Source organism: Kribbella sp. NPDC023855 (assembly GCF_040639475.1).
Classification (GTDB): domain Bacteria; phylum Actinomycetota; class Actinomycetes; order Propionibacteriales; family Kribbellaceae; genus Kribbella.
In genome coordinates this window covers 229,875-243,549 of sequence record NZ_JBFAAA010000006.1, presented here as the reverse complement: position 1 = coordinate 243,549, position 13,675 = coordinate 229,875, and the positions used below count along the sequence as shown (strand labels likewise).

General features: G+C 68.0%; 14 protein-coding genes. 6 read left to right on the top strand and 8 right to left on the bottom strand.

Annotation, left to right across the window (positions count from 1 at the left end; translation table 11 throughout):
• Window positions 1–5 precede the first annotated feature (5 nt).
• Complete coding sequence (locus tag AB0F51_RS22820; protein ID WP_360283012.1) at window positions 6–848, bottom strand: tryptophan 2,3-dioxygenase family protein; 843 nt, start codon at window positions 846–848, stop codon at window positions 6–8.
• Between the two features lie 52 nt (window positions 849–900).
• Entirely contained in the window at window positions 901–1,428 is a 528-nt protein-coding gene (locus AB0F51_RS22815; RefSeq protein ID WP_360283010.1) for a SitI3 family protein, read from the bottom strand.
• Window positions 1,429–1,544: 116 nt separating this feature from the next.
• Here AB0F51_RS22815 and AB0F51_RS22810 point away from each other — a divergent pair, with 116 nt between their 5' ends.
• Together AB0F51_RS22810 and AB0F51_RS22805 are read left to right on the top strand one after the other, a co-directional pair.
• A complete protein-coding gene (locus tag AB0F51_RS22810) occupies window positions 1,545–3,374 on the top strand; it encodes a hypothetical protein (RefSeq protein ID WP_360283008.1) in 1,830 nt (609 codons plus the stop codon).
• 78 nt (window positions 3,375–3,452) lie between these two features.
• Complete coding sequence (locus AB0F51_RS22805) at window positions 3,453–4,925, top strand: glycoside hydrolase family 76 protein (protein ID WP_360283006.1); 1,473 nt, start codon at window positions 3,453–3,455, stop codon at window positions 4,923–4,925.
• On the opposite strand, the gene AB0F51_RS22800 is transcribed toward AB0F51_RS22805, so the two are convergent.
• Complete coding sequence (locus AB0F51_RS22800) at window positions 4,922–5,473, bottom strand: hypothetical protein (protein WP_360283004.1); 552 nt, start codon at window positions 5,471–5,473, stop codon at window positions 4,922–4,924. The two genes, AB0F51_RS22805 and AB0F51_RS22800, sit on opposite strands and share 4 nt — an antisense overlap.
• A gap of 138 nt (window positions 5,474–5,611) precedes the next feature.
• Here AB0F51_RS22800 and AB0F51_RS22795 point away from each other — a divergent pair, with 138 nt between their 5' ends.
• Complete coding sequence (locus AB0F51_RS22795) at window positions 5,612–6,109, top strand: DUF2505 domain-containing protein (protein ID WP_360283002.1); 498 nt, start codon at window positions 5,612–5,614, stop codon at window positions 6,107–6,109.
• A 98-nt stretch (window positions 6,110–6,207) separates the two neighbouring features.
• Complete coding sequence (locus AB0F51_RS22790; protein WP_360283000.1) at window positions 6,208–6,399, top strand: hypothetical protein; 192 nt, start codon at window positions 6,208–6,210, stop codon at window positions 6,397–6,399.
• A 62-nt stretch (window positions 6,400–6,461) separates the two neighbouring features.
• Here AB0F51_RS22790 and AB0F51_RS22785 read toward each other — a convergent pair whose 3' ends face one another.
• Window positions 6,462–7,325, bottom strand: coding sequence for an alpha/beta fold hydrolase (locus tag AB0F51_RS22785; protein WP_360282998.1), 864 nt, complete (start codon window positions 7,323–7,325; stop codon window positions 6,462–6,464).
• Window positions 7,326–7,463: 138 nt separating this feature from the next.
• Between AB0F51_RS22785 and AB0F51_RS22780 the strand changes: the two genes are divergently transcribed.
• Entirely contained in the window at window positions 7,464–8,105 is a 642-nt protein-coding gene (locus AB0F51_RS22780) for a TetR/AcrR family transcriptional regulator (protein WP_360282996.1), read from the top strand.
• Here AB0F51_RS22780 and pruA read toward each other — a convergent pair whose 3' ends face one another.
• The 4 genes from pruA to AB0F51_RS22760 all read right to left on the bottom strand — a co-directional run bounded on the left by pruA (window position 8,106) and on the right by AB0F51_RS22760 (window position 12,949).
• Complete coding sequence (gene pruA / locus AB0F51_RS22775; protein ID WP_360282994.1) at window positions 8,106–9,734, bottom strand: L-glutamate gamma-semialdehyde dehydrogenase; 1,629 nt, start codon at window positions 9,732–9,734, stop codon at window positions 8,106–8,108. It lies immediately after the preceding gene.
• Window positions 9,735–9,937: 203 nt separating this feature from the next.
• Entirely contained in the window at window positions 9,938–10,876 is a 939-nt protein-coding gene (locus AB0F51_RS22770) for a Ku protein (RefSeq protein ID WP_360282992.1), read from the bottom strand.
• Between the two features lie 31 nt (window positions 10,877–10,907).
• Window positions 10,908–11,456: a hypothetical protein gene (locus AB0F51_RS22765; RefSeq protein ID WP_360282990.1), complete on the bottom strand. Its 549-nt coding sequence runs from the start codon at window positions 11,454–11,456 to the stop codon at window positions 10,908–10,910.
• Window positions 11,453–12,949 (bottom strand): wax ester/triacylglycerol synthase family O-acyltransferase, encoded by a 1,497-nt coding sequence (locus AB0F51_RS22760; protein ID WP_360282988.1) that lies wholly within the window; start codon window positions 12,947–12,949, stop codon window positions 11,453–11,455. The genes AB0F51_RS22765 and AB0F51_RS22760 overlap by 4 nt, the downstream gene beginning before the upstream one ends.
• 221 nt (window positions 12,950–13,170) lie before the next feature.
• Between AB0F51_RS22760 and AB0F51_RS22755 the strand changes: the two genes are divergently transcribed.
• Window positions 13,171–13,674: a cupredoxin domain-containing protein gene (locus AB0F51_RS22755; RefSeq protein WP_360282986.1), complete on the top strand. Its 504-nt coding sequence runs from the start codon at window positions 13,171–13,173 to the stop codon at window positions 13,672–13,674.
• Window position 13,675 lies beyond the last annotated feature (1 nt).

Here is a 13,675-nt window from a genome sequence, read left to right as displayed (position 1 = left end):
AGGGGTCAGAGGGACGTGCGGAGGGTCCAGAGGAGGGGGTAGTAGCGGAGGTCGAGGCGGCTGCGGAGGTAGCCGGCGCCGGAGGAGCCGCCGGTGCCTGGCTTGGTGCCGATCATGCGCTCGACCATCACCACGTGCCGCGCGCGCCAGGCCGCGGCCAGCTCGTCGTGCTGGAGGAGGCCCTCGGCCAGTTCCCAGATCTCCGCGTGGTGGCTGCGATCGCCGGCCACCGTCTGCAGCGCCTTGCGGAGGTCGTCCTCGTGCGCGGTCGAGAAGCCGGCCGCCTCGAGGACCGCCAGGAAGGCGTCCCACAGGGTCGGCTCGGCTAGGCGCAGATCCAGCCGGGCCTTCTCCGCTTCGGACAGGCCGCGGAACCGCTTCACAAACGACGGGTCCTTGGCGCCGGACAGGAACTCGATCTCCCGGAACTGCACCGACTGGAACCCGCTCGCCGGCGACAACCGGTGCCGGAACGTGCCGAAGTCCTGCGGCGTCATCGTCTCGAGGATGTCGACCTGCTGGATCAACGTCCGCTCGATGGTGTGCACCCGCCGAAGCAGGTGCTGGGCCAGCCAGAGCTCACCGCACAGCATCGCGTCGCGTGACGCCGTCATCTCGTGCAGCATCTGCTTGAACCACAGCTCGTAAACCTGGTGGACCGTGATGAACAGCAGTTCGTCGTGGGCCGGCGGATCCGACTCCAGCCGCTGCTGGTCGAGCAGAGTCTCCAGCCGCAGATAGCTGCCGTAGGTGAGGCGGCCACCCTCCTCACCGAAGTTCACGTCAACGCCCTCCCACCGGCCGGTCACCGCTTCACCGCTGGGCTGGATACCGCTGTTCTCGCTCACGGCCTGAGGATAACCGCGATCACAACCGGTGACGTCTGCTACACAACGTGCGTCAGTCCGCAAACGACGGAGTACCACGGCGATGCGGCCTCGAACCCACCACCGCGAGCCGCTCCGGCGTCCAGAGATCGTCGCGCTCATGCAGGCTCAGCTCGCCGTCTCGACGCAGCAACCAGACGGTCTTCAGCTCCCGGTGCAGCACCGCATCTCCAGGCACCAGATCCAGCAAACCCAGCGTCAGCACCACGATGTCGTCCTGCTGAGCCCCGAGGTCGGCGAACTTGTTCAGCCGAAACGCCACCCGCACCGCCGGCGTGATGCCGAGATCCGTCACCACCACATGCCACGGCGCACTCGTCGGCTCCAGAACCCGAACCCAAAGCCCCCACCTGACGAGCGCACCGTCCAGCAATCGCCCACCGGTGATCGACGCACCCGGCCCACGTCCATCCAGCGCGGGCGCGGCTGTGGCAACCGCACCATCCAGGAGACCGGCTGTTTCCGCGACCCGGCACAGCTCTTCCGCGACCCGCGCCGCCGGCGTACCGGTCGCGAATTCGAGGCTGAAGCCGATGACCATTCGGCCATTCTCGGCGATCGGTGGGGTCCTGCGGGCGGCGGCGGGTGTGACCGCGAGGGCTGTCGCTCGTTGGGTGGTCGGTGGAAGCTTGCCGCGATTCGAGGAGCAATCAGGCCGTGATCGACCTCCAGACCTTGCTTCAGCGCAGGAATGTCACCCCGGCCGAGGTCGAAGCGGCGCTCCTCGACGACTACTCGGCCTTCGTCCGGCTGGCCTACCTGATCTTGCCACCCTCGCTCGGCCGCCACCGGCGCATCCTCGCCGCACATGGCGTTGTCCAGCGCGCACTACCCGACCGCCGGCGGCTGCAGCGACTGCTGGTCGGCGAAACCGACGCGCTCACCTTCCTCCGCCGCCGAGTCATCCAGAACGCCGTCAAACAAGCCCGTTGCCGTATTCCGCTGCGCCTGCTCCCGCAGGTCTGGGGATTCCGGCTGTTCCCTCGCTCGGGCGCAGCCGACGGCCTGGCTCTCGACAACGTGCTGAGCAGCCTGAGCCCTGAAGCACGAGCGGCCTGGACACTCCTGCGAGCTGAGCGGCTCTCAGTAGACGACGCGGAACTGCAGCTCCGCGCCGCCGGCATCCAGCACGCACAAGCCGCCATCAACGAAGCCACTCCGCCCGACGAAGGCCCGGGTGAGCCCCTGGACGCATCGACCTTCGACCCGTGCGCGGTGCGGTTGGCCCCCACCGACCTGGTCCGCCGCAGAGCCCGCGGTCGCGCAGTGGCCATCTCGGTCACCAGCGCACTGGCCGCCGCCATCCTGGTCTCGTTGATCGTGACAGCAGGCGAGGGTAATGAGCCCGCAGCAGGCCCGTTGGGTCAAAGCGTGCCAGCCCCCAAACTGACAGCGGACGCACTACGTCGTACCGGGTCCGAGCGCTGGCAGGACACAGCACGCGTGGACTTCACCGCTTGGGCTCCCCGCGGCGACCGCCTTGCAGACAACGCTCTACTGACCAGAGCCCTCACCGCCTGGTCCACCGGCGACGGAGTCACAGCAGTCGCCGGTACGCCGACCGCGGCGCCCAGCGACGCCCCGCAACTCCTGTACTCCGGCACTGTGGACGGCAAGTCCGTCGCCCTCCTGTACGACGGGCAACGCCTCGCCCGCTACACCGATGGCGCCGGACTCGTCGTGGCTCGCTCAGACAACGCGAACGTGACGACAGCCGCGGCAGTGGTCATCAGCGAGTCCGCCTCCGGTATCCGCTACCTCACAGCACCATGGGTCGGCACAGCCAGCCTGCGCGACCTGGTGAAGCCGAACCGCCCGGCCACCGACCTGACTCGATCCGACGGCATCACTGCGGAAGTCGCACGCCCGACTTGCTCGTCCTGGCCGACACTGCAGCTCCGCTCGGCCTCCACCGTCGCAGAGAAGCACGCCTTCCTCCTGACGTACCTAGGCGGCTTGAGCCCAGTCCACCTCACCTACCTGCCACCACCGTCGAGTGGTGCCGCCCGATCCCCACGCGAGGCAACTAGTAGCGCCGCCTTGTCGAGCTGGGCCAAGACGGCCTGCAGCCTGCAGTCCCTGCAGAACCAGGGCGTCAGGTCTGCCAACAACTGGGTCTTCGCTCAGCAGGCGCTGCCCGGAGGTGGCCTGGGCAGCTGGGTCTGCACCCGCACGGATACCTGGGAGGGCAATGGCTGGGCCAGCGCCCAACTCCTTGCGCCGGGAGCAGCCGCAGTGCCCGCAGGCAAGGCGGTCAACACCGCAGCTTGTAGCCGCTTCGACCAGAACGTCCTGGCCTCCACCTACTGGAAGTCACCCGCAGGCGCCACTTACCTGATGGCAGCGGGCAGCCGGCACGTCGACCGCATCACGCTGAACGGCCGCGCATACAGGGGAAACGTGGCAGTTCGGCAGTCCGGGCGCGCGCCGGCCACCCTCACCGGACACCTCACCACCGGCGCCATCGTCACTCCGCTGAGCAAATAGGCGACACGTATTGACGGTTCCATCCGGCGCGTCTAGGTTCGTGAAACCGCTCTCTTCCTACCGCCCCAGGGAGAACTCATGCTCGTTGGAATCGTTTCCGCCGCTGCCCTGACCGCCCTGTCCATCCCGGCCGGCGCACCTCCACCGGCCCCCGCGTCCACTCCGGCGGTGACCGTGTCGACCCAGGCGACCATCTGCAACAAGTACTGCGATGCCCGCGATCCCGCGCTCTCCCCGGGCGACCGCTCCCCGGTCTCGGCGACGATCTTCGGCCGGACGGTGCGGCTGCACTTCGACGATGCGGACGCGATGGGCTGGGCCTCGATCGAGAACGGCAACCCGGGTGACGAGGTCTGGCTGGATCGCTCGATGGACGGCGGCCGGACCTGGTCGACGGGCAGCCGGCTCGGCAACACCGTAGTACCCGCTGGGCAGCGTGGCTGGCGAACCCAGATGTTCAACGTGGACGACTGGAACAACCACGGCGTCGGCGCCCTTCGTGCCTGCGGCAAAGCCGGCGACCGCGCAGAAATCGCCTGTACGCCGTGGGCGCGGACCACCTGGAACGCGGGTGACCGCCGAACGGCTGCCGCCACCGCGCAGATGCAGTTCTACAACTACTCGACCGGCCTGTTCGACACCACCGGCTGGTGGAATTCGGCCAACGCGCTGAACGCGATCATCGACAACGCACGAGTGACCGGGATGGGGAGCTACCGCTACGCGATCGGGCGGACGTACGACCTCAATCTCAACGCCCAGCAGGGGCAGTTCCGCAACGACTACATCGACGACACCGGGTGGTGGGGGCTCACCTGGATCGCGGCGTACGACTTGACCGGCGAGACCCGGTACCTCCAGACGGCGAAAGCCGACGCCGACCACATGGCGGCGTACTGGGACAACACCTGTGGCGGTGGAGTTTGGTGGAGTCAGGCGAAGACGTACAAGAACGCGATCTCGAACTCGCTCTACATCCAGCTCAGCGCGGCGCTGCACAACCGGATCGCGGGCGATACGACGTACTTGCAAAGGGCCCAGAACGGGTGGGCGTGGTTCCAGCAGACGGGCATGATCAACAGCTCGAAACTGGTGAACGACGGCATCGATCTGTCCACCTGCAAGAACAACGGAGATGTTGCCTGGAGCTACAACCAGGGAGTGTTGCTGGGGGCACTGACCGAACTGTCGCGTGCCACCGGCAACAGTTCGTACCTCACCACCGCCCGGCAGTTCGCCGACGCCGCCACCACCTCCCCCGGGCTGAACACCGCGGACGGCATCCTGCGGGAGCCTTGCGAGGGAGGTGACTGCGGCGGCGACGGGCCGTCCTTCAAGGGAGCCCACGTCCGCGGCCTCGGCAAACTGAACGAGGCTCTGGCCGATCGTCCGTACACGACGTACCTGCGCCGGCAGGCCGATCGGGCTTATGCGGCCGACCGGACGGCGATGGACCAGTACGGGCTGCGCTGGTACGGGCCGATCGACAAACTCGACGCGGCCCGCCAGCACAGCGCTCTCGACCTGATGAACGCGGCTCCGCCCAGCTAGCCGGCGTGCCCGACGAGGATCCACATGTAGTCATGGTTCTTCACCGGGAAGGTCGCGGTCTTGCTGCTGACCTCCTTGGTCTTCTTGCAGTCCGAGGTGGTGTAACGCCACCGGACGACCTGCACGCGCCAGGACTGCTTGAGCTGATGCAACCGGCGAACCTTGTTGGCCGGCACCTCAGCCGTGTACGACCAACTGTCCGACACCGAGTGCGACTTGCCGACGGTCTTGGAGTACTTGTTCTGGATCTCGCCGATCACCATGTTGATGCTCACCCCGAGATCCCCACTCCACGACGAGTTCGACTCCGACGTAGCGGTCTTGGAGTAGGTGATCCGCCCGGGCCCCTCCATCCAGTCGGAGTACAAGTTCGTCCCGACATACACCTCCTTACCGCCCCGCACATACCAGTTGATCTCCTTGGTATTGCACTTCTTAGCCACCTGCCCCTCCCCCACCGGCGCCGCCGCAGCCCCCACCGCCACCACCCCCGGCGCCACCAACCCAGCAACCCCCGCCACCACACCCACCAACCGACGAACCCGCATAACCGCCTCCTACCTAGAAGCCAACCTTGGTAGGAAACTTACGAACCTTCATTACCTCACAACAATCATTTTCACATCACACTGTGTAACGGATTCATCTCACCCCGGTGAGCGGTTGGTGATGCCATGATGTGCGGCATGGAGCTGAAGATGTCGGCGTCTTATGACGCCACCCCTGAGGAAGTCTTCGCGATCGTCACCGACGCCACCTTTCGCGAGCAGGCCTGCGAGAAGACCAAGGCGTTGTCGTACGACGTCAAGGTGAGCGAGTCCGGTGGCGACACCGTGGTGCGGGTGGAGCGGGAGATGCCGGCCGACGACGTGCCGGACATCGCGCGCAAGTTCGTCGGGCAGACGTTGACCGTGGTGCAGACCGAGACGTGGCACCCGGCGAACGCGGACGGATCGCGGAAGGCCGACGTGAAGGGCGAGATCGCCAACACGCCGGTCACCCTCAAGGGCACCGCCACCATCACCTCGACCGGTGGTGAGACCGTGCAGGCGATCGAACTGGACGTGAAGGTCTCGGTGCCGCTGATCGGCAAGAAGATCGAGCCGTTCGTGGTCGAGGCGATCCGCAAGGGCCTGCAGAAGGAGCACGACCTCGGCCGCGACTGGCACAACGGCACCAACTGATCCCGGCTACCGGCCGGAGCCCGCTTCGGCCGTGTCGCTGACCGCCTCCGCCCACCTCCGATGGCAACCTGGGAAGGACTATCGGAGGTGGGTTTCTGATGCGTACCCGACGCCGCGCACCGATCGACGACTCCCGGTACTGCGTACTGTGCGATGACGTGGTGGAGTTCGAACGGGTCGAACCGGGCGATCATCCAGCCGACGACCCGTCGGCCGAATGGATCTGTGTGGCCTGCGGCTCCGCCGTCCTGATCGGCCCCGCGGCCCAGCCACTCCACCGCACCGCCTGACCAACTGACCTGGCGCGGATGCCGGCCACCCCTGCGACCGACATCCGCGCCACCCCCAGGCTCTACAACGCCGGACCGAACCCGCACACGACCCGCGAAGCATGGGCCGGGTCGAGCGCATTGGAGACCAGCTGCGCCACGGTCGGGTCGAAAGCAAGACCGACGTGGCCGACCGGGTCAAACGGGCAGGTGTCCTGGACGAACTGGTTCGTCACCCCGGGCTCGCGGATGAACGACGTCTCGTGCGGCGTCACCAAGGCGTCGAGCTTCGAGGCGATCACCGTGTACTTCACGCCCGGCTGGGCGATCGGCCCGGCCGTCAGCTTGGCCACCTCCGAACCACCCACGATCAGCTCATCGCAGGCCGGGCAACCGAACTCACGCAGTACCTGGTCGACCAGCGGGCGCAGGCCGAGGTAGTCGCCGACGCTCACCAGCCCGCCGAACGTCGTACCGTGCGTGGACGGCGCGAGGGCGACCACCTTGCCGACCTTGGCGGCGTACCCGCGGACCTTCGGGCCGTAGATGCTCTGGAAACCGCCTTCGGAGTGACCGACGATGTCGACCTTCGCGGCGCCCGTGCTGGCCCGGACGCGATCCACGAACGCCTCGATCTGCGCCGACGACTGGACGATCGAGATCGTGCCGCCGACGGGGATGGCCGGCGTGGCCTGGCCGTAGGTGAGCGTGTAGGCGCAGTAGCCCTTCGCCGCGAGGTACGGGCCCAGGTACGAGTAGTTGCCAGGGCCGTTGCCGCCCAGCCCGTGCAGGAGCACCAATGGGTTCGGATGCGCGGCCGACGGCTTGCAGGACCAGTCGTCGAAGCCGGAACTAGGTGCTGCGGCGTGTGCCAAGGCAGTGAGGGTGGTGGCGAGCAATGCGGCAGCCAGCAAGCCTGCCGCAGTACGCCGGAGAACGTTTCGCATGACGGCTCCCGAGGGGCAGTGTCGTTCAGTGACGACGGGATGACCGACAGTGGAGCACGTCTTCGAGTTATGAACAAGACCTCGTGTTCATAACTCGCCACCTGGTTAGTAACCAACCACTAGGGGTAGCGTCTGGCCATGGGGCGAGTGATCAGAGGCCTGACGGCCGAGCAGCGCAAGGCGGAGCGACGGGAACAGCTGCTCGACGCCGCGCTGGACCTGTTCGCAACTCACGGCTACCTGGGGACGTCGATCGAGCAGATCTGCAGTACGGCGTACGTGGGCACGAAGAGCTTCTACGAGGTCTTCGACGGTCGTGAGGACTGCTATGTCGCGCTGCTCCGGCGCACCTCGGAGCGGTTGCAGGCGGACATGATGGCGGTCGCGGCACGGGCCGAAGGCAACGAACGCCAAGCCGCGCCGCGCATCATCTCCGCCTTCGCCCACGCGCTGCTCGACGATCCGCGGGTCGCCAAGGTGACCTTCGGCCAGGCGGGCGGCATCTCCGCCACGGTCGAGCGGCAGCGGCGGACCAACCGCCGCTGGGCCGCCGGCTTCCTGGAACAGATCTGGGACCGGTACGACGCTCCGTCCGGCCAATCCGACAAGGCGGAGAGCCGGGCCCGGCACGCGATCGCGATCGGGCTGGTCGGCGGGCTGTTCGACCTGATCGCCGACTGGCTGCTCGACGCCGACCCGACTGTCCCCGACCAGGTGGAGAGCCTGATCGAGGACCTGACGTCGTTCTACATCACCGTCCGGCGGGGACTGACCGGCTGATCAGCCCTGGTGCGGGTAGCGGTAGTCGGTCGGCGGGGCGAAGGTCTCCTTCATCGACCGCGGGCTGGCCCAGCGGATCAGGTTCCACATCGAGCCGGCCTTGTCGTTCGTCCCGCTGGCCCGCGAGCCGCCGAACGGCTGCTGGCCGACGACCGCGCCGGTCGGCTTGTCGTTCACGTAGAAGTTGCCGGCCGCGAAGCGCAGGTACTCGGCCGCCTCGGCGATCGCGGTCCGGTCCTGGGCGATCACCGCACCGGTCAGCCCGTACGGCGCCGCGCTCTCCATCTGCCGCAGTACGGTGTCGTAGTCGCCGTCCTCGTAGACGTGCACGCCAAGGATCGGACCGAAGTACTCGGTGGTGAAGATCTCGTCGGTCGGGTCGTCGGAGACCAGCAGCGTCGGCCGGACGAAGTAGCCCTCGGAGTCGTCATAGGTGCCGCCGGCAATGACCTCGATACCGGCCGCCTGCTGGGCCCGGTCGATCGCGGTCTTGTGCTTGGCGAACGCCTTGTCGTCGATCACGGCGCCGATGAAGTTCGACAGGTCGGTGACGTCGCCCATGGTCAGCGAGTCGGTCTCGGCGGCGATGTCGTCGCGGATCTTGTTCCACACGCTGCGCGCGACGTACGAGCGGCTGGCGGCGGAGCACTTCTGGCCCTGGTACTCGAAGGCGCCGCGGACCATCGCGGTCTTCAGGACGGCGGGGTCGGCCGACGGGTGCGCCAGGATGAAGTCCTTGCCACCGGTCTCGCCGATCAGCCGCGGGTAGGTCTTGTACGACGCGATGTTGGCGCCGACGGTGGACCAGAGCGACTGGAAGGTCTTGGTGGAGCCGGTGAAGTGGATGCCGGCCAGGTCGGGGTGGGTCAGCGCGGCCTTGCTGACCTCGATGCCGTCGCCGGTGACCAGGTTGATCACGCCGGCCGGCAGCCCGGCGGCCTCGAACAGCCGCATCGTCCAGTGCGCCGCGAACTGCTGCGTCGGCGACGGCTTCCAGACGACGGTGTTACCCATCAGCGCGGGCGCGGTCGGCAGGTTGCCGGCGATCGCGGTGAAGTTGAACGGGGTGATCGCGTAGACGAAGCCCTCGAGCGGGCGGTAGTCGACCCGGTTCCAGATCCCCGGCGAGGAGACCGGCTGGTCGTTGATGATGTCGCGGGCGAACGCGACGTTGAAGCGCAGGAAGTCGATCAGCTCACAGGCCGCGTCGATCTCGGCCTGCTGGACCGTTTTCGACTGACCGAGCATGGTGGCTGCGTTCAGGGTGTCGCGCCACGGGCCGGCCAGCAGGTCGGCGGCCTTGAGGAAGACGGCGGCGCGATCGTCGAAGGACAGCGCACGCCAGGCCGGGGCGGCCGCGAGCGCGGCGTCCACGGCGGCCTTGCCGTCGGCTTCGGTCGCGTTGCCGAGGTTGCCCAGCACGTGCGCGTGCTTGTGCGGCTGGACCACTGAAATCTGCGCCCCGCCGCCGAGCTTCTGCTCGCCGCCGATCGTGCAGGTCAGGTCGATCGCCCCGGCCGCGTTGAACTCCTTGAGCTTCGCCTCCAGGCTGCCGCGCTCCGGCGAGCCGGGCGCATAACCCCGGACAGGCTCGTTGACAGGCGTCGGTACTGCGGTGACGGCATCCATGGTGTGCGGTGCTCCTCGGTCGGCTCGACTGGTTCCCGGCGGCCCGGCGCGCCCGATCGGGGCGCGGCCGTGACACGTCGCGCTCCTCATGCTGCCATGTCCAACCGCATACCACGAACCTGACAGGTCTTAGCCAGGCAAAGTTCCACAGACAGCTCCGCCCAGGGCACCGTGCGGTGTCCTGGGCGGAGTTCGGAGTGTGATCAGGCCGACTTCTTGGTGGCCTTCTTTGCTGCGGTCTTCTTCGCTGGGGCCTTCTTGGCGGCTGCCTTCTTTGCTGGGGCTGCCTTCTTGGACGCGGTCTTCTTGGCTGGGGTCGCGTCGCCCTGGCCGCCGCCGCCAGAACCGCCGGCCGCGCGGCGCGCTTTGGCGGCTTCGACGGAGGCGCGGAGTGCGGCGACCAGGTCGACGACCTCGGCGCCCTCGGCCTCTTCCTCCTCCGCCTCGGGTAGCGGTACGCCGGCCGCCTTGGCCTCGACGACCTGCTCCAGCGCGTGCCGGTACTCGTCGTGGTACTGGTCCGGGTCGAACTCCCCGCGCAGGGTGTCGATGTACGACTCGGCCATCGCCTTCTCCTGCTTGCGGATCTCCACGTCCTCGTCCGGCGCGGCGAAGGCGGAGTCGCGGACCTCGTCCGGCCACAGCATCACCTGCAGGACGAGCACGTTGTCGTGCGTCCGGAGCAGCCCGAGGCTCTCCCGCGACCGCAGCGCGACCTTCACCAGCGCGTACAGCTCGGACCCCTCGAGCGCGTCCCGGAGCAGCACGTACGGCTTGGCTCCCGGACCACCGTCGGCGGCGAGGTAGTACGACTTGCCCAGGTAGAGCGGGTCGACCTGGTCGGCCGGCACGAACTCCAGCACGTCGATGACCTTCTTGCTCGACAGCGGCAGGTCGGCGAAGTCCTCCGGCTCGAGGATCACCATCCGGCCGTCGGCCATCTCGTAGCCCTTGCCGATATCGGAGTACGGAACCTCCTCGCCGCACTCGGAACAGACCCGCTTGTACCGGATCCGGCCGCCGTCGGCGACATGCACCTGACGGAAGGAGATGTCCTTCTCCTCCGTCGCCGAGAACACCTTGATCGGGATCGTCACCATCCCGAACGAGATGGCGCCCTTCCAGATCGCCTGCATCGCCATCAGCTCCCTGTCAGCTCGTCGCCCGGCCGGCTCAGCCGGTCAGGTCCCGCGTTCCCCGGTGCGGCCCCTCCGCCGCGAGGAAGTCCGGGATCTCCTGTGTCGCGTACCACAACAGGTCTTCACCTTCGCACGAGTCGAGGGCGAAAACAGCTTCCTCGTGGCCGGGATTCGCGGTGTCACCCTGGGCCACCTCCCACAGCTCGGCGGCCTTGGTGACCACCTCGACGGCGTCGTCGCCGTCCACATGCAGCGCCGCCACCGTGGACCACGGGACCACCACATTGAGCTCCAGCCGGGCGTCACCCAACTGGGCAGCACCGTCGGCCGGCGGAATCGCCGACACGTCGCAGGCCACCACGACCCGCTTCCGCGCCGCACCCGGGTCGGCCGCGAGCAGCCCCACCGAGGCACGCGCGGCCTGCTCCATCGCGGCGTACTCGAGCTCCTCGTCGTCGGCGCTCGCGAACCACTCGCGCAGCGCCGGCGTCACGGCGTACGCGAGCTGCGGCGCCGGACCGAACTCCCCCGCGTGACAGGCGGCGTCGAGCAGGGGAATGGTGGATGGGATGTAGATCCTCATGAGCCCGCCTTCTTGGGACCTCGGGATGGTGTCGCCGGCTTTCCCCGCCCCGCCGCCCCGGTCTTCCGGCCGCGGGACGCGCGGCTCCGGCTTCCCTTCGTGGTGTCCAGCAACTCGTCCAGCGCGTCCGTGACGCACTGGGCGAAGACGGCCAGGTCGGGCATCGCCGTCCGGTCGGCGTTCAGCCCGAAGGACACCTTCCCGTCGTACGACGTGACGCCCACCGACAGCCCCTGCCCCGGCATCAACGGCACCACCGGGTACGACGCCAGCATCGGCGCGCCCTGGGCGTAGAGCGGGAACTGTGGACCGGGCACGTTGGTGATCACCACGTCGTCGATCGGCCGGACGGTCGCCGTCGCGACGCGTGCCGCCAAAGCGTGCAGCGTCGTCGGCGCGAAGCCGGCGATGCCGACCAGCGAGCGAGCGCTGACGGCCCGGCCGGTGTCCTTGTGCACCTTGGTCTGGTACGAGATCTGATGGAGTCGCATGACCGGCGAGTTCTCCCCCACCGGCAAGTTCACGGTCGACGAGATCACCCGCGAGCCGAGCGAGGTCGGCTCCTCCTCGTCGTCGTCCCGGATGCTGACCGGTACGACGGCCCGCACACCGCGGGTCGGGCTGACCGACTCGCCTCGGGTCATCATCCAGGCCCGGAGCGCACCGGCCACTACGGCCAGGATCACGTCGTTGACCGTGCCACCGTGCATCGCCCGGACGGCCCGGTAGTCCTCCAGGTCGGTCTGAACAGTCGTGAACCGGCGCTGCCCGGAAGTCTTCACATGCAGCGAGCTCTCCTGGACGTGCCGCTGCGCGACCACCGAGCCGACCACGTCTCCGAGCACCTCACGCACGGACGTCGAGCCGGTGAGGCTGGCCATCTCGGCCCGCGCCAGCTCCAGTACTGCGGTCGGGTGCCGGGTCGCGTCGGCGAAGACGCCCGCGAGCAGCTCCAGCGCCGACGGTGGGTGCGCGGGCTGCCAGGTGTCGGTGGGTGTGTCGCGGGGATGCGCGGTGGAGTCCAGGACGACCTGGCCGATGTCCACCGTGCTGTTGCCGTCGACAAGCGCTTGGTGGGACTTCGCGATGATCGCGAACCGGTCTCCCTGCAACCCCTCGACCAGGTACATCTCCCACAGCGGCCGGGCCCGGTCGAGCCGGCGCGACATGATCCGCGCGACCAGCTCGAGCAACTGGGCGTGCGTGCCGGGGCGCGGCAGGGCGGACCGGCGTACGTGGAAGGTGATGTCGAAGTCCTCGTCGTCCACCCAGATCGGCCCGGCGAACCGGCCCGGGATCTGCTGGATGCGCTGCCGGTACCGCGGGACGAAGGCGATCCGGTCGCGGATCAGCGCGACCAGGCTCTCGTAGTCGAACCCGTCGTCGCCGTGCACCGGTGGCTCGAAGATGTCCACCGTGCCGACGTGCATCGGCGTGGCCGGACTCTCGGCCTTCAGGAAGGTCAGGTCCAGCGACGTCAACCGGTCCGGCATCCGGGCCCTCCTTGTCCTGTCGAGGTTCGTGTTCAGTCACCCTAACCGGGTCCGCCGACAGTCGGCTGCGACACTGGCGAGGAACGGCGAACATGGCTGTCAGCGATCGTGACACGACTGATGGTGCATAGCGGGAACACTGATGCCCGCGCGTTCGTCAGGCAAGGGGGCGTGTCCCACGTCCTGCTCGTGTCAGCGATCTTCGAAAGGCCTCTCGTCTCATGCGTTCGACGTTCTCCCGCGGTACCGCGCTCGCGCTCCTGCCCGCTCTCGGCATGCTGGTCCTGGCCGGCTGCGGCGACGACTCCGGCAGCGGCGCGACCCCGAGCACCTCACCGTCGACCGCCCCGTCCTCCGAGCCGACCGCGACGCCGACCGGCATCCCCAGCAGCACCGGTACGCCGGGCAGCACGCCGAACACCAAGTCGCCGTCGAACACCGCCGACCCGTCCGGCGAGCAGGCCGACGTGACCGTCAACGTCACCGTTGCCAACGGCAAGGTCAACCCGAGCGGCGCCAGCATCAAGGTGAAGGCCGGCCAGACCGTGCTCATTACCGGGGTCAGCGACGCCGAGGATGAACTCCACGTGCACGGGTACGACAAGGAGCTCGAGCTGAAGCCGGGCAAGCCCGCCTCGGTGAAGTTCACCGCGAACATGAAGGGCACCTTCGAGGTCGAGACGCACGAGAGCGGCAAACTGGTCGCCAAGCTCGTCGTCTCCTGAC

Excerpts from the sequence above, each read along its gene's own strand:
- AB0F51_RS22815 (WP_360283010.1), bottom strand. The coding sequence starts at position 1,428 with ATGGTCATCGGCTTCAGCCTCGAATTCGCGACCGGTACGCCGGCGGCG.
- AB0F51_RS22805 (WP_360283006.1), top strand. The coding sequence starts at position 3,453 with ATGCTCGTTGGAATCGTTTCCGCCGCTGCCCTGACCGCCCTGTCCATC.
- AB0F51_RS22800 (WP_360283004.1), bottom strand. The coding sequence starts at position 5,473 with ATGCGGGTTCGTCGGTTGGTGGGTGTGGTGGCGGGGGTTGCTGGGTTG.
- AB0F51_RS22795 (WP_360283002.1), top strand. The coding sequence starts at position 5,612 with ATGGAGCTGAAGATGTCGGCGTCTTATGACGCCACCCCTGAGGAAGTC.
- AB0F51_RS22790 (WP_360283000.1), top strand. The coding sequence starts at position 6,208 with ATGCGTACCCGACGCCGCGCACCGATCGACGACTCCCGGTACTGCGTA.
- AB0F51_RS22785 (WP_360282998.1), bottom strand. The coding sequence starts at position 7,325 with ATGCGAAACGTTCTCCGGCGTACTGCGGCAGGCTTGCTGGCTGCCGCA.
- AB0F51_RS22780 (WP_360282996.1), top strand. The coding sequence starts at position 7,464 with ATGGGGCGAGTGATCAGAGGCCTGACGGCCGAGCAGCGCAAGGCGGAG.
- pruA (WP_360282994.1), bottom strand. The coding sequence starts at position 9,734 with ATGGATGCCGTCACCGCAGTACCGACGCCTGTCAACGAGCCTGTCCGG.
- AB0F51_RS22770 (WP_360282992.1), bottom strand. The coding sequence starts at position 10,876 with ATGGCGATGCAGGCGATCTGGAAGGGCGCCATCTCGTTCGGGATGGTG.
- AB0F51_RS22765 (WP_360282990.1), bottom strand. The coding sequence starts at position 11,456 with ATGAGGATCTACATCCCATCCACCATTCCCCTGCTCGACGCCGCCTGT.
- AB0F51_RS22760 (WP_360282988.1), bottom strand. The coding sequence starts at position 12,949 with ATGCCGGACCGGTTGACGTCGCTGGACCTGACCTTCCTGAAGGCCGAG.
- AB0F51_RS22755 (WP_360282986.1), top strand. The coding sequence starts at position 13,171 with ATGCGTTCGACGTTCTCCCGCGGTACCGCGCTCGCGCTCCTGCCCGCT.